Source organism: Rhizobium sp. No.120, assembly GCF_054558365.1.
This window is the reverse complement of sequence record NZ_BAAJNQ010000002.1, coordinates 745,571-767,077: the sequence shown is the minus strand read 5'-3', so window position 1 is coordinate 767,077 and position 21,507 is coordinate 745,571. Positions and strand designations below refer to the sequence as shown.

Annotated in this window: 24 protein-coding genes; 15 read left to right on the top strand and 9 right to left on the bottom strand. The window is 59.9% G+C overall.

Annotated features, from left to right (window positions below):
* Positions 1 to 2 precede the first annotated feature (2 nt).
* Complete coding sequence (gene coxB / locus ACYJRZ_RS09395) at positions 3 to 890, bottom strand: cytochrome c oxidase subunit II (protein ID WP_459458730.1); 888 nt, start codon at positions 888 to 890, stop codon at positions 3 to 5.
* Between the two features lie 340 nt (positions 891 to 1,230).
* Here coxB and ACYJRZ_RS09390 point away from each other — a divergent pair, with 340 nt between their 5' ends.
* Entirely contained in the window at positions 1,231 to 1,854 is a 624-nt protein-coding gene (locus ACYJRZ_RS09390) for an invasion associated locus B family protein (RefSeq protein ID WP_459458245.1), read from the top strand.
* Between the two features lie 63 nt (positions 1,855 to 1,917).
* A complete protein-coding gene (tldD, locus tag ACYJRZ_RS09385) occupies positions 1,918 to 3,333 on the top strand; it encodes a metalloprotease TldD (protein ID WP_459458243.1) in 1,416 nt (471 codons plus the stop codon).
* A gap of 30 nt (positions 3,334 to 3,363) precedes the next feature.
* Here tldD and ACYJRZ_RS09380 read toward each other — a convergent pair whose 3' ends face one another.
* Together ACYJRZ_RS09380 and ACYJRZ_RS09375 are read right to left on the bottom strand one after the other, a co-directional pair.
* Positions 3,364 to 3,669 (bottom strand): pyrophosphatase, encoded by a 306-nt coding sequence (locus ACYJRZ_RS09380; RefSeq protein WP_459458241.1) that lies wholly within the window; start codon positions 3,667 to 3,669, stop codon positions 3,364 to 3,366.
* 108 nt (positions 3,670 to 3,777) lie between these two features.
* On the bottom strand, positions 3,778 to 5,097 hold the full coding sequence (locus ACYJRZ_RS09375; protein WP_459458240.1) for a serine hydrolase: 1,320 nt from the start codon (positions 5,095 to 5,097) through the stop codon (positions 3,778 to 3,780).
* A 227-nt stretch (positions 5,098 to 5,324) separates the two neighbouring features.
* Between ACYJRZ_RS09375 and ACYJRZ_RS09370 the strand changes: the two genes are divergently transcribed.
* Complete coding sequence (locus ACYJRZ_RS09370; RefSeq protein WP_459458239.1) at positions 5,325 to 6,383, top strand: polysaccharide deacetylase family protein; 1,059 nt, start codon at positions 5,325 to 5,327, stop codon at positions 6,381 to 6,383.
* 108 nt (positions 6,384 to 6,491) lie between these two features.
* Here the strand turns inward: ACYJRZ_RS09370 and pdxH are convergent, their stop codons facing one another.
* Positions 6,492 to 7,112 carry a pyridoxamine 5'-phosphate oxidase gene (pdxH, locus tag ACYJRZ_RS09365; RefSeq protein ID WP_112605952.1) on the bottom strand — a complete coding sequence of 207 codons (621 nt, stop codon included), beginning with the start codon at positions 7,110 to 7,112 and terminating at the stop codon, positions 6,492 to 6,494.
* A 64-nt stretch (positions 7,113 to 7,176) separates the two neighbouring features.
* Between pdxH and ACYJRZ_RS09360 the strand changes: the two genes are divergently transcribed.
* The 4 genes from ACYJRZ_RS09360 (at position 7,177) to ACYJRZ_RS09345 (ending at position 10,664) form a co-directional block, all read left to right on the top strand.
* Positions 7,177 to 7,635, top strand: a complete 459-nt coding sequence (locus ACYJRZ_RS09360) for an RT0821/Lpp0805 family surface protein (protein WP_015339041.1) — start codon at positions 7,177 to 7,179, stop codon at positions 7,633 to 7,635.
* Between the two features lie 317 nt (positions 7,636 to 7,952).
* A complete protein-coding gene (locus ACYJRZ_RS09355) occupies positions 7,953 to 9,110 on the top strand; it encodes a DnaJ domain-containing protein (protein WP_459458728.1) in 1,158 nt (385 codons plus the stop codon).
* A 121-nt stretch (positions 9,111 to 9,231) separates the two neighbouring features.
* Positions 9,232 to 10,050 carry an enoyl-ACP reductase FabI gene (gene fabI, locus ACYJRZ_RS09350; RefSeq protein ID WP_459458236.1) on the top strand — a complete coding sequence of 273 codons (819 nt, stop codon included), beginning with the start codon at positions 9,232 to 9,234 and terminating at the stop codon, positions 10,048 to 10,050.
* A 17-nt stretch (positions 10,051 to 10,067) separates the two neighbouring features.
* Positions 10,068 to 10,664, top strand: coding sequence for a histidine phosphatase family protein (locus ACYJRZ_RS09345; protein ID WP_459458235.1), 597 nt, complete (start codon positions 10,068 to 10,070; stop codon positions 10,662 to 10,664).
* A gap of 128 nt (positions 10,665 to 10,792) precedes the next feature.
* Here the strand turns inward: ACYJRZ_RS09345 and ACYJRZ_RS09340 are convergent, their stop codons facing one another.
* Positions 10,793 to 11,053, bottom strand: a complete 261-nt coding sequence (locus ACYJRZ_RS09340; protein WP_015339036.1) for a DUF1344 domain-containing protein — start codon at positions 11,051 to 11,053, stop codon at positions 10,793 to 10,795.
* A gap of 307 nt (positions 11,054 to 11,360) precedes the next feature.
* Between ACYJRZ_RS09340 and aroC the strand changes: the two genes are divergently transcribed.
* Complete coding sequence (gene aroC, locus ACYJRZ_RS09335) at positions 11,361 to 12,458, top strand: chorismate synthase (RefSeq protein ID WP_459458232.1); 1,098 nt, start codon at positions 11,361 to 11,363, stop codon at positions 12,456 to 12,458.
* A gap of 10 nt (positions 12,459 to 12,468) precedes the next feature.
* Positions 12,469 to 13,572, top strand: a complete 1,104-nt coding sequence (gene ribB / locus ACYJRZ_RS09330; RefSeq protein WP_459458231.1) for a 3,4-dihydroxy-2-butanone-4-phosphate synthase — start codon at positions 12,469 to 12,471, stop codon at positions 13,570 to 13,572.
* Positions 13,573 to 13,688: 116 nt separating this feature from the next.
* On the opposite strand, the gene ACYJRZ_RS09325 is transcribed toward ribB, so the two are convergent.
* The 3 genes from ACYJRZ_RS09325 to ACYJRZ_RS09315 form a co-directional block, all read right to left on the bottom strand.
* Positions 13,689 to 14,234 (bottom strand): GNAT family N-acetyltransferase, encoded by a 546-nt coding sequence (locus tag ACYJRZ_RS09325; protein ID WP_459458229.1) that lies wholly within the window; start codon positions 14,232 to 14,234, stop codon positions 13,689 to 13,691.
* Positions 14,235 to 14,309: 75 nt separating this feature from the next.
* On the bottom strand, positions 14,310 to 15,368 hold the full coding sequence (locus tag ACYJRZ_RS09320; RefSeq protein ID WP_459458227.1) for a dipeptidase: 1,059 nt from the start codon (positions 15,366 to 15,368) through the stop codon (positions 14,310 to 14,312).
* Between the two features lie 77 nt (positions 15,369 to 15,445).
* Entirely contained in the window at positions 15,446 to 16,636 is a 1,191-nt protein-coding gene (locus ACYJRZ_RS09315; RefSeq protein ID WP_459458226.1) for a winged helix-turn-helix domain-containing protein, read from the bottom strand.
* A gap of 107 nt (positions 16,637 to 16,743) precedes the next feature.
* Between ACYJRZ_RS09315 and ACYJRZ_RS09310 the strand changes: the two genes are divergently transcribed.
* The 3 genes from ACYJRZ_RS09310 to ACYJRZ_RS09300 are packed head-to-tail and all read left to right on the top strand — an operon-like array spanning position 16,744 to position 18,609.
* Positions 16,744 to 17,421 (top strand): energy-coupling factor ABC transporter ATP-binding protein, encoded by a 678-nt coding sequence (locus ACYJRZ_RS09310; protein ID WP_459458224.1) that lies wholly within the window; start codon positions 16,744 to 16,746, stop codon positions 17,419 to 17,421.
* Positions 17,421 to 18,023: an energy-coupling factor transporter transmembrane component T family protein gene (locus tag ACYJRZ_RS09305; protein WP_459458223.1), complete on the top strand. Its 603-nt coding sequence runs from the start codon at positions 17,421 to 17,423 to the stop codon at positions 18,021 to 18,023. The genes ACYJRZ_RS09310 and ACYJRZ_RS09305 overlap by 1 nt, the downstream gene beginning before the upstream one ends.
* Before the next feature lie 28 nt (positions 18,024 to 18,051).
* Entirely contained in the window at positions 18,052 to 18,609 is a 558-nt protein-coding gene (locus ACYJRZ_RS09300) for a biotin transporter BioY (RefSeq protein WP_459458222.1), read from the top strand.
* A gap of 7 nt (positions 18,610 to 18,616) precedes the next feature.
* Here ACYJRZ_RS09300 and ACYJRZ_RS09295 read toward each other — a convergent pair whose 3' ends face one another.
* Positions 18,617 to 19,018 (bottom strand): acyl-CoA thioesterase, encoded by a 402-nt coding sequence (locus ACYJRZ_RS09295; RefSeq protein WP_459458220.1) that lies wholly within the window; start codon positions 19,016 to 19,018, stop codon positions 18,617 to 18,619.
* Between the two features lie 169 nt (positions 19,019 to 19,187).
* On the opposite strand from ACYJRZ_RS09295, the gene ACYJRZ_RS09290 reads away from it, so the two are divergent.
* The 3 genes from ACYJRZ_RS09290 to ACYJRZ_RS09280 all read left to right on the top strand — a co-directional run bounded on the left by ACYJRZ_RS09290 (position 19,188) and on the right by ACYJRZ_RS09280 (position 21,391).
* Positions 19,188 to 20,129 carry a histone deacetylase family protein gene (locus ACYJRZ_RS09290; protein WP_459458218.1) on the top strand — a complete coding sequence of 314 codons (942 nt, stop codon included), beginning with the start codon at positions 19,188 to 19,190 and terminating at the stop codon, positions 20,127 to 20,129.
* Between the two features lie 2 nt (positions 20,130 to 20,131).
* A complete protein-coding gene (locus tag ACYJRZ_RS09285; RefSeq protein ID WP_095434136.1) occupies positions 20,132 to 20,383 on the top strand; it encodes an exodeoxyribonuclease VII small subunit in 252 nt (83 codons plus the stop codon).
* A gap of 84 nt (positions 20,384 to 20,467) precedes the next feature.
* A complete protein-coding gene (locus ACYJRZ_RS09280) occupies positions 20,468 to 21,391 on the top strand; it encodes a pirin family protein (RefSeq protein ID WP_459458215.1) in 924 nt (307 codons plus the stop codon).
* Positions 21,392 to 21,507 lie beyond the last annotated feature (116 nt).

The following is a 21,507-nucleotide window of genomic DNA, read 5'->3' as shown; positions in this document are numbered from 1 at the left end:
TCTTACTTCGCCGTGTTTTCCGCGACCTTGACGGTCGTCGGCTGATCGACGGCGGCCATCAGAGCCTTGTTCGCCTTGCCGACATCGGTTGCAGCAGCGGCAAGCCACTGCTTGTACTGATCATCGGAGACGACGCGGATGGCGATCGGCATGAAAGAGTGATCCTTGCCGCAGAGCTCGGAACACTGTCCATAATACAGGCCTTCTCGGTCGGCATTGAACCAGGTTTCGTTCAGGCGGCCCGGAATGGCATCGATCCTAACACCAAATGCAGGCATGGCGAAGGAATGGATGACGTCGGCCGGTGCGGCAGTGATGAGAAGGCGGATGTTCTTGCCGACGGGAACGACCATTTCGTTGTCGACGGCGAGCAGCCGCGGATATTTCGACTTGTCGTCCTTGCCAGCGGCGGTGCGGTCCTGCTCCTTCAGCATGAAGGAATCGAAGGCAACCGGGGTCGCGCCACTGCCTTCATATTCATAATTCCACTGCCATTGCGTCGCTGTCGCCTTGACGGTGACATCTGTCTTCTCCGGGAAGGTCAGCTGATCGGTCAGTAGATTGAAGGAGGGAATGGCCAGGAAGAGAAGAATGAGGACCGGTCCGATGGTCCAGATGACTTCGATCAGCGTGTTGTGGCTCGTCTTGGACGGAACCGGGTTCTTGGAAGCCCGGAACTTCACCATGACCACCACCAGGAGGACCAGAACAAGCAGCGTGATCGGAATGATAAACCAAAGCGTGTATGCTTCAAACCAGCGGATTTGATGCATGTTGCCGGTTGCAGCCTGCTGCATACCGGTTTCCCAAGGTCTCGGCTGATCGGCATAGCTACCTGTCGCAAAAAGCAGACAGATCATAGCCGCCAGAGCCGCGTAAGCTCTTTTCATCACGATGTCTCTCCCTCCAGCGTTTGATCCCAGATCTTCCTCAAACGCAGTATCCCTACAATCCATTGCGCTTCAAACCACAGTTTGGGGTGCTCCGCAACAACTCAAGCCATTTGTTAGTGCGGCATTTTTGCGCGAATCTCCCCCCATGCTTGTCCCGGACATGGCAAGCATTTCATCATCATACGAAAAATTGCATCGCGGTCCATGGCGGCGCCGGGACAAAATGGAGTAGACGTCGTATTTCCGCCGTACTCGGTTGGAATCCAGCAGCCGGGGCTTTTCATTTGCCGGCCTGGGCTTCAACAATAGCGGCACTGATTCGAATCTAGAGGTTTCCATGGGTTTTCGTTCCCTCGCCCGGCTTTTGCTTGTTACCGGCGGCGTCGCTGCCGCCGCGGCGGCACCCGCATGGGCGCAACAGGCACAGCAGACTCAGCCGCCGGCGCAGCAGACCCAACAGTTGCAGCCGGACCAGCCGGGCCAGCAACAGCCGCATACGCAGCAGGTTCCGACAAGTCAGGTTCCGCAACCGCCGGGTACGGTTCGCTCCAGCCATGGCGCGTGGTCCGTCGTCTGCGACAAGCCGGCCGGCGCCTCGACCGAGCAATGCGCTCTGATGCAGAACGTGATCGCCGAGGATCGTCCGGAAATCGGTCTGTCCGTCGTCGTGCTGAAGACGGCTGACCGCAAATCCAAGATCCTTCGCGTGCTGGCGCCGCTCGGCGTGCTGCTGCCGAACGGTCTCGGCCTCAATATCGACGGCAAGGATATCGGCCGCGCCTATTTCGTGCGCTGCTTCTCCGATGGCTGCTACGCCGAAGTTGTGCTGGAGGACCAGTTGCTGAAGACGCTGCGCAGCGGCGCCACGGCAACCTTCATCGTCTTCCAGTCGCCGGAAGAAGGCATCGGCATCCCTGTGGACCTCAAGGGCTTTGCGGACGGCTACGACGCCCTTCCCTGACCGGATGGGCTTGCTCTTGCGCGGTGCGAAGCCTACATCGGCTCTGAACGGAGCACCTGATCCATGAATACCGATCTCCTTACTCTTTTCGATGCCGATGAAGCCAAGCTGCGCGGCATCGTTGCTGAGGCGCTGTCCGGCGCCGACGACGGCGAACTCTTCGTCGAGCATGTACAGGCGGAATCGCTGACATTCGACAATGGCCGTATGAAGGGCGGCAGCTTCAACACCGAACAGGGCTTTGGCCTTCGCGCCGTTGCCGGCGAAGCGGTGGGCTATGCGCATGCGGGCGATCTGTCCGAAGCCGCCCTGAAACGCGCCGCCGATGCGGTGCGTGCGGTAACATCGGGCTATGCCGGTTCCTATGCGGCCGCGCCACAACGCACCAACAAGCTGCTTTACGGCGACGAGAACCCGATCGGCACGCCGAGCTTCGAGGAGAAGGCGAAGCTCCTGCAGCGGATCGACAGCTACCTGCGCGACAAGGACGATAAGGTCCGCCAAGTGACGGCATCAATCGCCGCAAGCTGGCAGGTGGTCGACATCCTGCGCGCCGACGGTCATCGCGTCCGCGATGTCAGGCCGATGACGCGCGTCAATATCTCCGTCATCGTCGGTGACGGCGACCGGCAGGAATCCGGCTCCTTTGGCACGGGCGGCCGCATTGGCTTCGGCGATTTCGTCACGGAAGACAATTGGCACCATGGCGCCGACGAGGCGCTTCGCCAGGCGCTTGTCAACCTCGAGGCGATCGAGGCACCCGCCGGCACGATGGACGTCGTGCTCGGCTCCGGCTGGCCGGGTGTCATGCTGCACGAAGCCGTCGGCCACGGGCTGGAAGGTGATTTCAACCGCAAGAAGACATCGGCTTTCGCCGGCCTGCTCGGCCAGATGGTGGCCGCTCCCGGCGTTACCGTCGTCGATGACGGCACGATCGAGAACCGCCGCGGCTCAATCACCGTCGACGACGAAGGCACGCCTTCGGCCTACAACGTGCTGATCGAGAACGGCAAACTGGTCGGCTACATGCAGGACCGGCAGAATGCGCGGTTGATGGGCATGAAGGCGACCGGCAACGGCCGTCGCCAAGGCTATGCCCATACGCCGATGCCGCGCATGACCAACACCTATATGCTCGGAGGCGACAAAACGCCGGACGAAATCATCGCCTCGGTGAAGAAGGGCATTTATGCCGTTTCCTTTGGCGGCGGTCAGGTGGATATCACCTCAGGCAAGTTCGTCTTCGGCTGCACCGAAGCCTACCTCATCGAGGACGGCAAGGTCGGCGCTCCGATCAAGGGAGCCATGCTGATCGGCAACGGGCCGGACGCAATGAAGCGTGTTTCGATGATCGGCAACGACATGAAGCTCGATACCGGCATCGGCAATTGCGGCAAGGCCGGCCAATGGGTTCCCGTCGGCGTCGGTCAGCCGCATCTGCGCATGGACCAGATCACGGTCGGCGGCACTAAGGCCTAGAGTTCCTCTCACCATTCGAGGGGGCGCCTGTCACGCCTCCGGACGGAAACGCCATTTGCGCTCCACCGCAGCGGTCAGATCCAGACCGTTGCGATGCGCGAATAGAAGAACATGGCCGAGCACATCGGCCGTTTCATCGGCAAGCGCGGTTGCCAGATCCGCGTCGCTCATGCCCTTGCTCCGCCCGCGGCCGGTGACCCTGTTCCAGATCTGGACCAACTCGCCCATTTCTTCCTGGAGTTTCAGCACGAACCAATCATCGTCGCGCTCCATGCCATTGTCGGCGGCGTAGCGTGCCGAAGCCGTTTCGAATTGCTCCATCAGATCTCTCAACATCGAAATCGTTCCCTTTATGTTCCCTTCATCAATGAACGATTCCCACCAAAAAGTCGAGCCGGCGGAGATTTGCTCCGCCGGCTCGCTTCTCTCCAATCGAGATTTTGCTCAGCCCTTGCTCGGTAGCAGCATGCAATCGAAGTCCTTGCGCTTCAGAGCGGAGCAAGCCGAACTTGCATCGTCGCGGCTTGCAAAGCCGGTGAAGCGGGCGCGATAGACCATGCTGGCGCCCTTGCCGACGGCCTCTGTATAGGGCGAGGCATTGGCGAGCGCATTGCCAGCCTTGGACTTCGCTTCCGAGAGCAGATCCTTGGCAGCCTGGGCGGTTGGCGTCGCGGCGATCTGCACCTGCCAGCTTCCGGACACCACCGGCTTGCTGGCAGCTGCCGTCTGCTTGTTATCGACGAGGATCTCGTCCATCGCAGCCGGACGATCCATCGGCACGGTGACATTCGAGGCGGCGGCGAATGCCATTGGGACGACCTCGGCACGCTTGCGTGCCGGTGCCGGTGTCGTCGTGGCAGTGGTCTGGGCATCGACATCGACGGCCACATCGTCCGATGCAGACGCCACTTCAACCTGCTTGCCCATCTTGCCGCCGCCGACGCTCGCCATCAGACGCGATGTCGCGACGGGGGCTGCCTTCGGCACGTAGCGGTCCAGCAGCGATGCCATCATCGCATCGCGGCCGCGCGCGGTGGCGCCGCCCATGACGACGCCGATCACCCGGCGATTGCCCTGACGCACAGCGCTAACGAGGTTGAAGCCGGAGGCATTGGTGTAGCCGGTCTTGATACCGTCCATGCCCTCATAGCGATACATCAGGTTGTTATGGCCGCGCACGTAATGGCCGCGGTAATTGAAGCTCGTCTGCGAGAAGAGCCGGTACTCCTGAGGGTAGTTGTTGATGAGTGCGACGGCGAGCGTCGACATATCGCGGGCAGTCGTCCACTGCTGCATGTTCGGAAGACCGGAGGCATTCAGGAAGGTGGTGCGGCGCATGCCGAGTTCGCGCGCCTTCTGCGTCATCATCCGCGCAAAGCCGCTCTCGCTGCCGCCGAGGGCTTCCGCCATGGCGGTGGCGGCATCGTTGGCGGACTTGATGATCATCCCGTCGACGGCTTCGCGGACCGTCACGGTGCCGCCGGGTTTCAGGCCGAGCTTGGTCGGCGGCTTAGTGGCAGCGAAGCGCGAAACCGGGATCCGGGTGCTCCAGCTCAGCTTACCGCGATGGATCGCCTCGAAGGTCATATACAGGGTCATCATCTTGGTCAGCGATGCCGGATGGTTGAGGTCATCCGCATTGCTCGATGCCAGCACTTTGCCGGTCTTTGCATCCATGATGAAATAGGCGCTGCCGGCGAAGCTTGCCACAGGAGCGCTCAACAGCAAGACGGCCGCAGACAAAGCCATCAAAAGTCGTTTCATAATTGTCCCCAACCGAAAGAATGCCAACACACCGCATCAATCCCTGTATGATTTTGCGACAAAAAGCCTGATATCGGTGCGATATTGAGGCAACAGCCTCGATAGTTCTTCAATTTTGCCTTTCCTGGTAAAATAACCATTAACGCATTGGAAATTATGACGAAGATTCAGTAAGGTTTAACGGGGATGCGCTACAGCGTTGACATTGGTCAACCGGGTCGAGCCGCATGGAACAGGGCATCAAGGTCCGCCTCAAGCGCACGATGATCTCAAGCGGGCTTGAGGCTTCCGCAATCTTGAAGGGTGCGGGACTGATGCGCGATGTGGCCGGGCTCGGCACGATCTTCACCCTTCATCACGTCCGCCCTGCCCTCTCCCGCCGTTTTGCGCCCAATGCCCATCTGGAGATCTCGCCCGACTTTCTCGATCAGGCGATCACTCGGCTGAAACAGGATGGCTACGAGTTCATCGCGCTCGACGCTCTTCCGTCACGAGCAAAAGTGGCTGCCGGCAAGCGGCCCTTCGTCGCCTTCACGCTCGATGACGGTAATCGCGACAATCTCGATTACGCATTGCCGATTTTTGCGCGCCATCACGTGCCCTTCACCGTCTTCGTTGCCCAGGGGCTTTCGGAGCGGACTCATAGCATATGGTGGGAGACGCTGGGCGAACTGCTGGGCCGGCTTGATCGGCTGACATTCGATTTCGGGTCGGGAGAAGAATTTCTGCCACTCGGCAAGAACAGCCAGAAGCATGCCGTATTTGCGCGCTTCGCCGCATTTGTCCATAATCATGAGGAAAGCGAAGCCGTCAGCCGGATCGATGAGCTTGCGCGGCGTCATGATCTGGAGCCGCTCGACATCGTCCGTACATCGATCATGGATCGCAACGAATTGCAGCAGCTAGCTTGCCATCCCCTTGCCTCCCTCGGCGCCCATACGGTTAGCCATCGGGCACTGGCAAGGCTTCCGGAAGCGGAGGCCGCGGCAGAAATGGCGCTTTCGGCTGACTACGTCGCCGATATCACGAGACAGCGACCAACCGCGATCGCCTATCCCTACGGCACGAACGAAGCCGTCTCGCCGCGCGAGGGTCGGCTTGCGGCGGAGCTCGGCTTCTCCGTCGGCGTCACCACGCGCCCCGGGACGATCACGACAGCAAACGCCAACTCGCCGCTATTGCTGCCGCGGCTATCGCTGAACGGCCATTACCAGAAGCCCCGCTATGCATCGGCGCTTGCATCCGGCATCCCCATGCGGCTGATGGGGCGCCGAGAAACGGCATAGGATTCAAAGCATGTCGCGCAAAAATGTGCAGCGGTTTTGCGGCGACGACATCCGTAACATCCAAAGACCTAAAGTGCGGGGAGCGAATCTTAGAGATCGCGGCGAACTTTAGGGATACATCCGCACCTTCTGCCAAGCACCCTCCGGTACATCGCGGCGAAATTCGATGCGATCGTGCAGGCGGAACTGGCGATCGTGCCAGAATTCGATCGACAGCGGCCGAATGCGAAAGCCGGACCAGTAAGGCGGGCGCGGAATATCGCCGATCGCGTAACGAGCTGTATATTCGGCGACGGCCTTTTCCAGCGCGAAGCGGCCTTCCAGAGGGCGTGACTGCTTTGAGGCCCAGGCCCCGATGCGGCTGCCGCGGGGCCTTGTCTTATAATACTCGTCGGCCTCCTTATCGCTCACCACCTCAACCAGGCCGCGCAGGCGCACCTGGCGCCGCAGCGACTTCCAGTGGAAACACATGGCCGCTTTCTTCTGAGAAAGAATTTCTTGGCCTTTCTGGCTCTCGAAATTTGTATAGAATACGAATCCGTCGCTATCGAAACCTTTCAGAAGAACCATGCGGACATTTGGCAAACCATCCTTATCCACCGTTGCCAGCGCTACCGCATTCGGATCGTTCGGTTCGGTGGTCTCCGCCTCACGCAGCCAGGACGCAAAGAGACTGAAAGGTTCGTTCTGCTCGGTGAAGTCACCGCTTGTTAACTCGTTTTCCGACATATTAATTCAAAAGCTCCGCAATTCCTAATAACCGCCGGCCTCTCTGGCTGGCCAAGAAGTTCGGGTGGAAGTCATAGCAAAGTCGATCGTTCATACAAAGCGCAAGCTTGCAAAAGGCGTGACGATGGCTGTCGCCCTCATCTCCCTTTTCACCCTTGGCGGCTGCGTCGGCGGCGGCATGGACTATCTGAGCTCGGCCAAAGTGGATCGCAGCGTATCGACGGGCACCGTGCCAACGGCCCCCGTAACAGCGGACAGCATCTCCGACGAGACCACAGTGCGCAATGCCGTCACCTCGGCGGATCTCAATAAGCTCAATGGACAGCCCATACCCTGGGCAAACACCTCGACCGGCAGCGCCGGTGTCATCGACACGATTGTCGAAAGCAACGCCTCCGGCGTGGTCTGCCGCCAATTCCGCACGAGCCGGCATTCCTATCAGGGTGTTGCCAACTTCTCCGGCAGGACGTGCCTTGTCGGCCTTGGCGAATGGCAATTGCTGAGCTTCCAGCAGGCGGGCTGACCGCCGCCCTCCTGTTTTTTCGTCGCCTTTAAAGCATTTTGGTTCCGCACGCATGATGTCGACATCTGCGCTCACGATTTGGCTGCGAATTTCGGGCATCATCTGTTAGCGATTGGCTAACCATGCCGCCAAATGGGGATCTGCCGCCCCTCCCCGCCGTAACGCCTGATTAGCAACTCTTCCCGCAGGATCGGTTCATCGGCGCACCAGCCTTGCCTCCCATGACAGGGGGCAGGATGGCGAAGCGCTATCAACTGGTTTCTTTGCTTGGGGTGCTGCGATGGGGCTCGGCACACCCACGAATGATGGCGGGAAAGATGCGCGATCCGTATAAGGTGCTGGGCGTTAGAAAAGATGCGGGAGCGGACGAAATCAAATCGGCCTGGCGTAGCTTGGCCAAGACCGCGCATCCCGATCACAATCCTGGCGATCCGACCGCCTCGGAGCGGTTTGCCGAAATCGGCCGTGCTTACGAGACGTTAAAGGATCCGCAGAAGCGCAGCCGCTACGATCAGATTGCGCGCATGGCAGAGGCGAAGGGCCAGAGCCAGGAACAGACGATCATGCAGCAGCGGCAAGCGGCTCGCGAGGCAGCCGAACGAGCCAAGGCCGCGCGTGCCAATGCCGATAAGATCATGGAAGAACTTGCCAGGGCTAATGCCCGCAAAGCGGCAGCATCCGCAGCATCCGGCCAACAGGGCAATGCCACCGAATCTCCGGAAGATATGGTCGAACGCATTTTCGGAGTGAAGACCGGCCAGGCGCAGGCCACGGCGGCAGCAGGCGCGAAACAGGCGGAAAAACCGCAGGAGCAACCCGATAGCGTGACACCGGAAGAGCGGCAGGTGGAAGAAGAAGAGCAGCTTGCTACGGTTTCGGCAGCAGCCGGCTCGCGCTCGGCCTTCGGCATCCTCGGCTCTCTGGTACGGCGCATCACGGGCGGCAGTGCGCCCGAAAAGCCGCCGGAGAAAACCCCGGAGGTCGCCGCCGAAGCCACGGTAACGCTCGACGACATGCTGAAGAGCCGCTGGATTGCCGTTCCGCTGCCCGACAACCGGGAGGCGCGCTTCCAGGCGACGACTGATATCTCCAATGGCCAGGTGCTTCACCTCAAGGGCCAGGGACTGAAACTGCAGGGCATGCTGCGCGGCGATGTCGCCGTCACCATTCACCTGTCGACCGACGGACGCTTCACGCTCGACGGCAGCGATGTGCGTACAATATTACCCGTTACGATAGAGAATGCCGTTCTTGGTTGCGAAACCACGGTCGAGGGATTGAACGGGCCGGTCAAGCTTACCGTGCCGGCCTGGTCCGGTTCGGATCAGATCATTCGCATTTCCGGCGAGGGATTGCCCGATGGCAATGGCGGAAAAGGCGATCTCATTGTCGAATTGCGGCTGATGCTGTGGGAAAAACCTGACGATAAGGTCACGGATCTCATGCGGAGCATGCGCGAAGGACTTTTCCTGTGAAATTTTGGTGACAACAGCACCCTTTGTTACGATCCCTAACAGTTGATGATCTTTACGATGCTTGAACCGGGGAACGGCCTATGCCATAGGCAGGTTCATCTAAAGTTCAAGGGAGCAGAATATGGCTCAATCCACTGGCCTCATGGCAGGCAAGCGCGGCGTCATCCTCGGCGTGGCAAACAACCGTTCGATAGCGTGGGGTATTGCCAAGGCCTGCTCGGATGCCGGAGCCGAACTCGCATTGACGTGGCAGGGCGATGCCCTGAAGAAGCGCGTCGAGCCGCTCGCTCAGGAACTCGGCGCCTTCATGGCCGGCCATTGCGACGTAACCGAGCCGGCGACGATCGACGCCGTCATGGACACGCTTGAGGCGAAATGGGGCAAGATCGATTTCGTCGTGCACGCCATCGCCTTTTCGGACAAGGACGAGTTGACCGGCCGTTACCTCGATACCAGCCGCGACAACTTCACGAAGACGATGGACATCTCCGTCTATTCCTTCACGGCGGTTGCACAGCGCGCCGAGCGAATCATGAATGACGGCGGCTCGATGATCACCCTCACCTATTATGGTGCGGAGAAGGTCATGCCGCATTACAATGTCATGGGTGTCGCCAAGGCTGCCCTCGAAGCAAGCGTGCGCTACCTCGCAGTCGACCTCGGCAGTCGCGGCATCCGCGTCAACGCGATCTCGGCAGGCCCGATCAAGACGCTTGCAGCGTCCGGCATCGGCGACTTCCGCTACATCCTAAAGTGGAACGAGTACAACGCACCGCTGAAGCGGACCGTCACGATCGACGAAGTCGGCAATTCCGCCCTCTACCTGCTGTCGGATCTGTCGACAGCCGTGACCGGCGAAATCCACCACGTCGATTCCGGCTATCACACAGTCGGCATGAAGGCCGTGGACGCGCCCGACATTTCCGTCGCGAAGGACTGACCAACAGGAATCTGACCGTGTCGCCCATCCTCTATGTGATACGCCACGGTCAGACCGATTGGAATGCCGAGCGCCGGCTGCAAGGGCAGAAGGATATCGATCTGAACGCCATCGGCCGCGAACAGGCGCGGCAGAACGGCATCGACCTCGCGGAAATCCTTGCCTTCGAAAACATTCCCTTCGATTTCGTCGCCAGCCCCTTGCGGCGCACGCGCGAAACCATGGAAATCGTTCGTCAGGCCATGGGCCTGCCGCCCAAGGATTACAGCACCGACGACCGATTGGTCGAAGTGTCCTTCGGCGCCTGGGAGGGCTTTACGCTCAAGGAATTGAAGGCGACCGAGCCTGACCGTCTTGCCGAGCGCAAGGCCAACAAATGGGATTTCATCCCGCCCGGCGATGATGCCGAAAGCTACGAAATCCTCTCCTGGCGCGTGGGTGCCTGGCTGACGTCCATCGACCGACCGACGGTCTGTGTCACGCATGGCGGCGTCATCCGCACATTGTTTCGTCTGATCGGCGATGTCGACAAGGAAGAGGCGGCCGAAATCCCCATCCACCAGGACCAGATCCTGAAAGTCGATCCGGGAATGAAGATTATCGGCTGGATGTAGCGCGCTTGCGCATGAGGCGAGAGAGAGTTGGCTCTCCGAACTGCTTGAAATCGATCAATCGAGAAATTTCGACGCTCAGCTCACCGCCCAGTACTTGGCGGTGTCGGGATTACTGGGCGGTGTCGGGATTACTGGACGATATCAAGATCGTTGACGACGCGCTTGCCGTCGACTTCCGTATAGAAGACCACGACCTTCACACCGGCCTGAAGGCCGCTAAAATCGAAATCCTCCGGCACTTGATAGCTCTTGCCGTCATCCAGCGTGATGTTGAAATTCTTCGCATCGACCTTCTTGATGACAGCCTCGACATCCGCGCTCTCGGCAAAACCAGCGACAGGAGCAAGCAGGCTTGCCGTGGCCAAAAGCGTCGCTACAAAAAAGCGCATCGTCGTCACCCTTCAGGTAAATTGATTATGATTTCTTATGCGGCCTAGAAAACACGTCGAATATGGCGGAAGTTGCCCCCAATAATGACTTCGCCCGCCCAATTGGTGAATGCATCGTCACAATCCACAATTCGGATTAATCTTTGTTTACCATGCCGATGCTTGAGGAGGAAAAGGGCCGGTCGCCGTTTCCCAGGCAAGTGAAAGAAAGATTTTGTCTTGTCGGCATTTTGGCCTATGAGTGGGCCGCAATTGCAAGTGCCAAGACGCGGCCTACCGTCAGGCTGCGCTAATCCGGGCGTTTTACATGTCGCATAATACATTCGGTCACCTTTTCCGCGTCACCACCTGGGGCGAAAGCCACGGCCCGGCGCTCGGCTGCGTCGTTGACGGCTGCCCTCCAGGCCTCCGTTTCAAGCTGCAGGAGATTCAGACCTGGCTCGACAAGCGCAAGCCGGGGCAATCGCGTTTCGTGACTCAGCGGCGCGAGGACGATCTCGTCAAGGTTCTCTCCGGCGTGATGATGGACGAGGACGGCGAGACGATGATCTCGACCGGGACGCCGATCTCGATGCTGATCGAGAATACCGACCAGCGCTCGAAGGATTATGGCGAGATCGCGCGACGCTATCGTCCTGGCCACGCTGACTATACCTATGACGTCAAATACGGGATTCGCGACTATCGCGGCGGCGGCCGCTCCTCAGCCCGCGAAACCGCAGCACGCGTCGCTGCCGGTGGTATCGCCCGTCTCGTCGTGCCCGGCGTGACCATCCGCGGCGCGCTGGTGCAGATCGGCAAGCATAAGATCAACCGCGCCAACTGGGATTGGGCTCAGGTCGATCAGAACCCGTTCTTTGCACCTGATCCGGAAATCGTGCCGGTGTGGGAAGAGTATCTCGACGGCATCCGCAAGGCTGGCTCATCGATCGGCGCAGTCGTCGAAGTCGTGGCCGAAGGCGTGCCGGCCGGTCTCGGCGCTCCGATCTACGGCAAGCTCGATCAGGACATCGCCTCGCTGCTGATGTCGATCAACGCCGTCAAGGGTGTCGAAATCGGTGAGGGTTTCGCCTCCGCTGAACTCACAGGCGAGGAAAATGCCGACGCCATGCGCATGGGGAACGACGGCAAGCGCATCTTCCTGTCCAATCATGCCGGCGGCATCCTGGGCGGCATTTCCACAGGCGAGCCTATTGTCGCACGCTTTGCCATCAAGCCGACATCGTCGATCTTGACGGAACGCCAGTCGATCGATGCCGATGGCAATAATGTCGATGTGCGCACCAAGGGTCGCCACGATCCTTGCGTCGGTATTCGTGCCGTGCCGATCGGCGAAGCCATGATTGCTTGCGCGGTTGCCGACCATTATCTGAGAGATCGCGGCCAGACGGGCCAGCAGAGATAGGAATTTCCAGATGCCTTACGACCAGAAGCGTGTTGTCGATGCAATCCGGGCTTTCGAAGCCGGCGAGATCGTCGTCGTCATGGACGACAACGACCGCGAAAACGAAGGCGACCTGATCGTTGCCGCCGTCCACTGCACACCCGACAAGATGGCCTTCATCGTTCGCCACACCTCCGGCATCGTCTGCACGCCGATGCCGCGCGAAGAAGCCAAGCGGCTGAACCTCAATGCCATGGTCGCAGAAAACGACTCGGCACATACGACGGCCTTCACTGTTTCCGTCGATTTCAAGCACGGCACTACGACCGGCATTTCCGCCGACGACCGGACGCTGACGGTGCGCAATCTCGCCAATCCGAATGTAGGACCTGCGGATTTCGTCCGCCCGGGCCATATCTTCCCGCTGGTTGCCCGCGAAGGCGGCGTGCTGATGCGTTCTGGCCATACGGAAGCCGCGGTCGATCTCTGCAAGCTCGCCGGCCTGCCGCCGATCGGCGTCATCTGCGAGCTCGTCAATGACGATGGCACCGTCACCCGCGGTCAGCAGGTGGTGAGCTTCGCCGAACAGCATGGGCTGAAGCTCGTTTCGGTCGCCGACCTTATCGCCTATCGTCAGCGCAAGGAAACGCTGATCGAACTCGGCGCCAGCTTTGATGTCGAGACGCCATTCGGCAAGGCGCGCGCCCATACCTATTCGCTGCCCTGGGATCCCATGCAGCACCTTGCCGTCGTCTTTGGCGACATTCGCGACGGCATCGACATTCCGGTGCGCCTGCATCCGGAAAACGTTGCCGAGGATATTTTCGGCAAGAACAGCCCGGTCGATTTCTATATGAAAAAGATCGCCGAAGAGGGCCGCGGCATCATTGTCTATCTGCGGGAAGGCTCTGTCGGCGTCGGCCATTTCGACAACGGCCGCAAATCACGCCAGGCCGGTCGCGAAGCCCATGCGGAAGCGCAAACGCGCGAGAGCGAGTGGCTGGAAATCGGTCTCGGCGCACAGATCCTGAAGGATCTCGGCGTGAGCTCGATCAAGCTGCTCACCAGCCGCGAGCGGCACTATGTCGGCCTAGAAGGTTTCGGGATCAAGATCGCCAAGACGGAGATTTGCTGATCTCCGACTTACCCTTGAGTGGGACGGTCGGCACAAAGTGTCGGGGTGGGGTGATCGCGTCGATCTCCATAGCCAAACAATTGTAAGCCCACCCGCCGCTGTGCGGTGACCTCCCTTCATAGGGGAGGTGTCGAAAACTCGCGATCAAGCAGCCCCATCATGATGTCATCGTGCCAGCTGCCGTTGACAAAAGCGGTTTCTCGCTCCCTTCCTTCGACAACGAAGCCGCATTTCTCATAGGCGCGGATGGCGCGTTTGTTGTAGGCGAGCACGCGTATTCCGATGCGATGCAGCTCCATCTCGCCGAAAGCATGACGCAGTAGAAGCATGATCGCTTCCGTGCCAAAGCCTTTGCCGAGCAAAGCGGGATTATAGATCCCGATCGCCATCGTCGCGCGCCTGTCCTGACGATTGACGTTGTCCAATCTGATTTCGCCGGCAAAAGCGCCCTTGATCTCGATAACCCATGCGTGAGGGTGATCGGCGAGACCCTGAACCCATCCGACCGCGCGCTCCCGAGTGATGGGCTTGATGTCCTCCTTGCCGACGCCATACATCTCCGCGATCTCGGCATTGGTGCCCAAGAAGAGGCGCTCATCGGCGTCCTCGGCGCATGGCGGGCGGAGCCTAACATTGCGGCCTTTTAGAATCAGCGACGACAACGAACTTTCCTCTTCGGGTGCTCTTCTGCCTATTGGGCTCTGTTAGTTGTGTCCCCTCAAAGGGGGCGACAAAGCTTACGATCGATCCGACCATGTGACGCCGAATACGCGAAGCCAATTGTCATAGGCAAATTTTCGCAAGGTCAGTTCATCGAATCCGCTCTTGTGCATAGCATCGACGAGGCGCGGCAAGCCGCTTGCGTCCCTGATCTCGCGAGGCATGACGGCGCCATCGAAATCCGATCCAAGAGCGACCCCATCCGATCCAACGCGGTGGACCAGATAGTTGATTTGGCGAACGACATCATCGAGCGGGGTATCTTCAGCAAGATGGGCATCGGCGCGAATGTCATTGACGGCCAAATTCAGCCCGATGACCCCGCCGGTGTCGCGGATGGCGTCCAATTGCCGGTCGGTGAGGTTTCGGGTCGATGGACATATGGTGTGAGCGCAGGCATGCGTGGCGACGAGCGGAGCGGTGCTCAATGCGGCGACATCCCAAAATCCGCGCTCGTTCAGATGAGAAACATCGATCATGATCCCCAGCTCGTTGCACCTTCTGACCAGAGCCTTCCCCACATCCGTAAGGCCGGGTCCCGTATCGGGCGATCTCGGATAGGCGAACGGTACGCCATAGCCGAAGATATTCGGGCGGCTCCATACGATGCCCAGGGATCGAAGGCCGGCATTGTAGAGGCTATCCAGATAGCCGAGATCGGGGCCGATGGCGTCGGCGCCTTCCATATGGAGCACGACGGCAAAGACACCATCACGTCGTGCCGCCTCGATCTCGCTGACGCTCGTTGCCAGACGGATTTTATCACCCGAACGCCCGATCAGCGTCTTTATGGCCGCAAGCTGCCCTTCGATCTGCAGCCGGGCATCGTCCGGATGCAAAGCTTCAGCATAGCGAACTTCGTAGCCATCATGCGTGATCGTCAGATCATCTACCGGCTCATGCTCCGGCGCGGCGTACATCGCAAACAATCCGCCGGCTAGCCCTCCTTCAAGTGCTCGCGGAAGATCGAGATGCCCGGCCTCGGATCGAGCCAGAAAATCCCGGCCGTCCGGCTTATAATCCAGTATGAACTGAACTGCATCATTATGCCCATCGAAAACCCGAACGGTGTCCATGCGATCGCTGTCCCCTAAAATCAGTGGCAGCTTCCCTGACGCCACTCAGTACCGATTTCCCGAAAGGGAACCGTCGGTCATCCCCGCCAGCCCTCGAGAAAAACGACCTTCTCGACGCCGGTGAAACGGGCGACGCGCTCCAGCTCCGCTTCTAGCTTCTCCAACCGGCCCGCCGATGCCTTGACACCCGGTTCCAGCCACAGGCGCTTGACGTCGAGAGTACCAGCCTTGCGGTCGGCCTTCATGTCGATCCGTCCGATCAGACGGTCGCCCTCCAGCAGCGGAAAGACATAATAGCCGTATTCGCGCTTCGGCTCGGGCACGAAAATCTCGATGCGGTAGAAGAAGCCGAAAAGGCGTTCGGTACGATTGCGGTCCCGCAGGGTCGGATCGAAAGGGCTGAGGACGCGGATGCGCGCCGGCGCTTCGGCGTGACTATCGAGCGTATCATGGAAGTCGAGGAAAGCAAGCGACGGTCGTGGCTTGCCGCCGGCGGCAGGCTCGATCAACACTTCGGTCAGTTCATCGCGATGCGTCTCGACCCAGCTTTTGGCCTCCTGCGGCGTCACCAGATCCCAGAAGGCGGCGATTTCACCTGAGGTCGCAAAGCCGAGGCGCTGCAGCGCGCTGCGGCAGGCCCAATCGACGAATTCGTCGTGCCCGACTTCCGGCTCATGAAAATGGGCCGGCAGCACACGCTCCACGAGATCATAGACCTTCTGGAAATTGGCGCGGCCGGCGATCGCGAACTTGCCGGTGCGCCAGAAATATTCGAGCGCCGTCTTGTTGGGGTGCCAGTTCCACCAGCCGCCGGAGACATGATCCTCCGCTTTGACCTCGCGGGCGGTGATTGCCCCATTCTTCAGCACGCGCTCGTAAGTTTCCTCGAAAGCCGCCTCGAACCCCTCGCCGCGCCATTTCCGCCAGCGCTCGATGATCGCCGCTTCCTCGCGGCGGAAGCGATGCTTCCAGTAGACGAAGAAGGCGCTCGGCAGGATCGAGGCGTCATGCGTCCAGTTTTCAAAGAGCGCGCCGTCCTTTTCCAGAAGCTCCGTCAGGTGCTCTCGCCGATAGGTCTGGTTGCGCGAGAACAGGATCTGGTGATGGGCGCGCTCGACGGTGGCGATACTGTCCACCTGCACGAAACCGATGTCGTGGATGAGCTGCAGCAGCCCCGCCTTGGTCAAGGCGCGGTTCGGCGGGTTGGCAAGCCCCTGTTTGGCAAGGAACACGCGGCGGGCGTCACGATTCGAGAGCAGATTCGTCATTGCAGGATCATAGGCATAAATTCCCATGCTTTCAAAGAGGCGTCGATTTGATAATTCGATGCAATGCGCTATAGCTCCGCGATCACACTACCGAACAAGGAAGCTGCTTGGACATCCGCTTCGAAAACGCCGGCGTCGATTATGGCAAGCGCACCGCGCTGTTTCCTCTGAATCTCACGCTTCAGGAGCGCCGTATCGGGGTGATCGGCCTCAACGGTTCCGGCAAGACGACCTTCGCGCGGCTCATCAACGGGCTCGTCAAGCCGACGACGGGACGCGTCTTGGTCGACGGGCTCGATACGGTCGGCAACGCCAGCGAGGTGCTTGGAAAGGTCGGCTACATCTTCCAATCGCCGCAGAACCAGATCATCTTGCCCATCGTGCGCGACGACATCGCCTTCGGCCTCAAGGCGCGCGGATATGACAAGGCGCGGATCGAATCCGCGGTCGAAGCCATTCTCGGACGGTTCGGCGTTAGCCACCTTGGGTCGCGCCGGGCACATGAGCTTTCCGGCGGGGAGTTGCAGATGGCCGCACTCTGCTCGGTGCTCGTCACCGGACCCGATATCCTTATCTTGGACGAACCTACCAACCAGCTCGATCTGAAGAACCGAGCGCTTGTGCAAAAGACTATGGCAACGCTTCCGGAGAAAGTGATCGTCATCAGTCACGACCTGCCGCTGCTTGAGGATTTCGAACGGGTGCTGCTGTTCGATCAGGGCCGGCTTGTTGTCGATGCGCCGGCAGAGGAAGCGATCGCCCGCTACAAGGAGATGGCAGGCTGATGCAGACGCTGCATGTCGATGTCGATACATGGTTGCACCGGCTTTCGCCACGCCTGAAGCTGCTGGCGCTTGCCGCACTCGGCCTCCTGCTGTTCCTGACCCAGTCTATCCCGGTGCTTGCCTGCGCAAACCTTATCGGTGCTGCCCTCTATCTTCGCAGCGGCCTGCCGGTGGGAGACGCAATAAAGCGGCTTCGGCCTATTCTGATCTCGATTGCCGTGCTCGCGATCTTCGCGGCCCTAGTCGGCCCACTTCACGCGGCGATCGTTACTGCCCTGCGTCTGACCGCGCTCGCGCTATTCGCCGCCACGGTGACGGCGACGACATCGATGGCCGCTTTCATTGACGAGATAACCGCCCTTGCCATGCCGCTGGAAAAAATCGGCTTGCTTAAGGCCGCCGATATCGGGTTGGCGATCGGCCTTGTGATCCGCTTCGTCCCCGATATCCTCGATCGCTACCGTGCAATCCGCGAGGCGCATCAGGCGCGCGGGATCAAGGTTCGCCTGGCAACCACGCTTGCGCCGCTCATCATCCTGACGCTGCGCGATGCCGACAATATCGCGGCGGCGATTGACGCGCGCGGCATTCGGCGTCAATGAACATAGATCTTTTTCGGAAGGAGCCGCCATGAACACCCGCGATCTCGTGCTTTCGGCACTTTTTGCCGCCATCATCGTGGCGCTCGGCTTGTTGCCGCCGATCCCGATCGGCATCATTCCGGTTCCGATCACGGCGCAATCGCTCGGCGTCATGCTCGCGGGTGTCGTGCTCGGCGCCAAGCGCGGGACGATCGCCGTGCTGCTGGTAGTGGTGCTTGTTTCGATCGGCCTGCCGGTCCTTTCCGGCGGTCGCGGCGGCCTTGCCGTCTTTGCCGGCCCGACAGCCGGCTTCTTCGTCGGCTGGATTTTCGCAGCCTTCGTCACCGGCTATCTCTCCGAACGATTGGTCGAGCCGGAACAGAGCGGCCTGACGCAGGGTATCGGCTTCTTCATCGCTGCGGTCATTGGCGGCATCGTGGTGCTCTATGCATTCGGCATTGCCTGGCTGGCGATCAATATCGGCTTCAGCAAGGCATTTATCGGGTCCTTGGGCTTTGTGCCGGGAGATGTCATCAAAGCAGTGGTCGCGGCTCTCGTCGGCCGCGCCGTCATGGTCGGCTACCCGCTTCTGCCGCAGCGGAGCTAAATCGAGACTAAGCCAGATATTTGTAGAGCCAGTCGCGCGTGTCTTCCGGCAGCGGCACCGGGTCATGCTCGTCGCCGCGCACCGCGAGCCAGAGGATTTCCACCTCTGCTGCCAGTTCATTGTCGGTTTCGACCGCCACGACGAAACCGACCGACTTGCCGCCGATCTTGTTGACGCTGATCGAGTAGCGGGCGAGTTCATCATAGTGCAAGGCACGGTGCAGCGAACAGGAGACCTTCTTGGCGATGTAGACGGGCTCGTCATCGACCAGCGGCCGCGTGCGCCAGAAGTTCGAGAGTGCGGTCTCCGCCTGCGAGATATAGGATGCGATAAACATCTGGCCGTGCCGATCGACATCACGCGGCGGCACCCTTACCTCGATGACATCGGATCGTTCTGCTCTCGCCATGACGCAATAAACCTTGGCCAACGCCATACTGACCTTAATGAAAGCTTAACACCACGCTTCGATAAGTAAACGGGCGCCATTCCAAAGTGGTTAAGATGGATTGTTGACATTGTAGTGACACGGTCCATGTCCTGTAATAGGCGTCACACCTTCTTTATAGATTGGCCCCATGAGCACACGTCTTTACGAACACCCGATCTTCCTTGAACACATCGTTCCGGAAGGTCACCCCGAACGGCCAGACCGGCTGCGATCGTTGAATATCGCGCTGGAGCATCCGAATTTCGAGCGGCTGGACCGGCGAAAAGCGCCTGCCGCAAACGAGGATGCGGTGCTGCTTGCTCATCCTGAAGAGCATCTGGATTTCGTGCTGCGTTCGATGCCGGACAGAGGCGACGACGGCGAGATCAATCAGCTCGAAGCCGATACCTATGCCAGCCCGAAGACGCTGCAGGCGATCATGCACGGCGTCGGCGGCGCCATGGCGGCGGTCGACGATGTCTTCTCGGGTGCGGCCGACAATGTCTTCGTCGCAGCCCGTCCGCCGGGCCACCATGCCGAGAAGGCCAAGGCCATGGGCTTCTGTTTCTTCAACAATGCCGCGATTGCCGCACGCCATGCGCAAAAGGCTCATGGTGCCGAGCGTGTCGCCATCGTCGATTGGGACGTGCACCACGGCAACGGCACGCAGGACATCTTCTGGGACGATCCGTCCGTGCTCTTCTGTTCCACCCACCAGATGCCACTTTATCCTGGCACGGGGAAAAAGGACGAGAACGGCGCCCACAATACCATCGTCAACGCACCGCTTTCGCCTAACACGGGGGGCGATCATTTCCGAGAGGCCTTCAAGTCGCGCATCCTTCCGGCGCTCGCCGACTTCAGCCCTGATCTCATCATCATCTCTGCTGGTTTCGACGCCCATCACCGCGATCCCCTGGCGCAACTGAATCTGACCGGCGAGGATTTCGACTGGGCGACGGGGCGGCTGCTTGAGGTTGCCGACCGCAGCGCCAAGAACCGGGTCGTCAGCCTGCTCGAAGGCGGCTATGATCTAGAGGGCCTCGCCGAATCGGCGGGGATGCATATTCTACGCATGATGAGAGGTTGACGATGAGCGAGAGCGCCAAGGCAGATGTATCAGGCTATTCCTTCGAGAAGGCCGTGGCGGAGCTTGAAAGCATCGTTGCACGGCTTGAGCGCGGCGATGTGGCGCTCGATGAATCCATTTCGATCTATGAGCGTGGCGAAGCGCTGAAGAAGCATTGCGAGGCGCTGCTTTCGGCTGCGGAAAACCGCATCGAAAAGATCAGACTCGACCGCGCCGGCAAGCCGCAGGGCACGGAAGCGCTGGATGGTGCCTGAGACAAAGCCAGAAAATTTGAGTTTGGATGACATTGCCGGTAGGTTGACCCGGTAGGTTGTGTCCCAACCGAAAGGAGAGCCGATATGTCCTTCTTCCCAGGCAACGATCCGCAGGCCGGCGACGCCTTCGCTTGCGATGCGATCGAAAATCTGATTATCCCGCGCACCAGTGACCTCGGCGGCTTCTCCGTGCGGCGCGCGCTTCCGAGCAGCCGGCGGCGGCTGGTGGGGCCGTTCATCTTCTTCGATCGCATGGGGCCTGCCATTTTACGGCCGGGTCAGGCGCTCGACGTGCGCCCGCATCCGCATATCGGCCTTTCCACCGTCACCTATCTGTTCGATGGCGAAATCCGCCATATGGACAGCCTCGGCACGGCCAAGGTGATCCGCCCGGGCGACATCAACCTGATGACGGCCGGGCGCGGCATCGTGCATTCCGAGCGCACGCCGGAGAACCTGCGCGACCATCCGTTTTCCATGTCCGGCCTGCAGACGTGGCTGGCGCTGCCCGACGAGAAGGAAGAAATCGATCCGTCCTTTGCCCATACAGAAAAGGACGAGCTGCCTGTGATCGCCGATGGCGGCGTGAGCGGGCGCGTTGTCATCGGCGATTTCGAGGGCCTGAAATCGCCGGTGAAATCCTTCTCGGACACACTCTATGTCGATCTGCAGCTGCAGCCGAACACGACGTTTCCTTTTGGGGCAGCACATGAGGAACGAGCGGTCTATATTCTCTCCGGTTCGCTCGTCGTCGCCGGCGACCGTTTCGAACAGGATCAGCTCCTCGTCTTCCGGCCGGGCGACGCGATAACGCTGGAGGCCGCTGAAAAAGGCTGTCATCTCATGCTTTTTGGCGGTGCAGCGCTCAATTCGAAGCGCTATATCTGGTGGAATTTCGTCTCGTCCTCGAAGGAGCGCATCGAAAAGGCCAAGGAAGAATGGCGCACGGGCCGCTTCGATATCGTGCCGGGCGACGAGGAAGAGTTCATTCCCCTGCCGGAGGGCTAACGGGTTCATAACACTCCCACATGTTTCTTGTTCGGGAACACCTTGAATTCGGCGCCTTTTGTCGCAATCTGTTTTGACGTAAAGGCGGACAACCGCCCAAGAATAGCAAGAAAGAG

Coding starts and splice junctions, on each gene's coding strand:
- coxB (WP_459458730.1), bottom strand. CDS start 890: ATGAAAAGAGCTTACGCGGCTCTGGCGGCTATGATCTGTCTGCTTTTT.
- ACYJRZ_RS09390 (WP_459458245.1), top strand. CDS start 1,231: ATGGGTTTTCGTTCCCTCGCCCGGCTTTTGCTTGTTACCGGCGGCGTC.
- tldD (WP_459458243.1), top strand. CDS start 1,918: ATGAATACCGATCTCCTTACTCTTTTCGATGCCGATGAAGCCAAGCTG.
- ACYJRZ_RS09380 (WP_459458241.1), bottom strand. CDS start 3,669: ATGTTGAGAGATCTGATGGAGCAATTCGAAACGGCTTCGGCACGCTAC.
- ACYJRZ_RS09375 (WP_459458240.1), bottom strand. CDS start 5,097: ATGAAACGACTTTTGATGGCTTTGTCTGCGGCCGTCTTGCTGTTGAGC.
- ACYJRZ_RS09370 (WP_459458239.1), top strand. CDS start 5,325: ATGGAACAGGGCATCAAGGTCCGCCTCAAGCGCACGATGATCTCAAGC.
- pdxH (WP_112605952.1), bottom strand. CDS start 7,112: ATGTCGGAAAACGAGTTAACAAGCGGTGACTTCACCGAGCAGAACGAA.
- ACYJRZ_RS09355 (WP_459458728.1), top strand. CDS start 7,953: ATGCGCGATCCGTATAAGGTGCTGGGCGTTAGAAAAGATGCGGGAGCG.
- fabI (WP_459458236.1), top strand. CDS start 9,232: ATGGCTCAATCCACTGGCCTCATGGCAGGCAAGCGCGGCGTCATCCTC.
- ACYJRZ_RS09340 (WP_015339036.1), bottom strand. CDS start 11,053: ATGCGCTTTTTTGTAGCGACGCTTTTGGCCACGGCAAGCCTGCTTGCT.
- aroC (WP_459458232.1), top strand. CDS start 11,361: ATGTCGCATAATACATTCGGTCACCTTTTCCGCGTCACCACCTGGGGC.
- ribB (WP_459458231.1), top strand. CDS start 12,469: ATGCCTTACGACCAGAAGCGTGTTGTCGATGCAATCCGGGCTTTCGAA.
- ACYJRZ_RS09320 (WP_459458227.1), bottom strand. CDS start 15,368: ATGGACACCGTTCGGGTTTTCGATGGGCATAATGATGCAGTTCAGTTC.
- ACYJRZ_RS09315 (WP_459458226.1), bottom strand. CDS start 16,636: ATGACGAATCTGCTCTCGAATCGTGACGCCCGCCGCGTGTTCCTTGCC.
- ACYJRZ_RS09305 (WP_459458223.1), top strand. CDS start 17,421: ATGCAGACGCTGCATGTCGATGTCGATACATGGTTGCACCGGCTTTCG.
- ACYJRZ_RS09300 (WP_459458222.1), top strand. CDS start 18,052: ATGAACACCCGCGATCTCGTGCTTTCGGCACTTTTTGCCGCCATCATC.
- ACYJRZ_RS09295 (WP_459458220.1), bottom strand. CDS start 19,018: ATGGCGAGAGCAGAACGATCCGATGTCATCGAGGTAAGGGTGCCGCCG.
- ACYJRZ_RS09290 (WP_459458218.1), top strand. CDS start 19,188: ATGAGCACACGTCTTTACGAACACCCGATCTTCCTTGAACACATCGTT.
- ACYJRZ_RS09285 (WP_095434136.1), top strand. CDS start 20,132: ATGAGCGAGAGCGCCAAGGCAGATGTATCAGGCTATTCCTTCGAGAAG.
- ACYJRZ_RS09280 (WP_459458215.1), top strand. CDS start 20,468: ATGTCCTTCTTCCCAGGCAACGATCCGCAGGCCGGCGACGCCTTCGCT.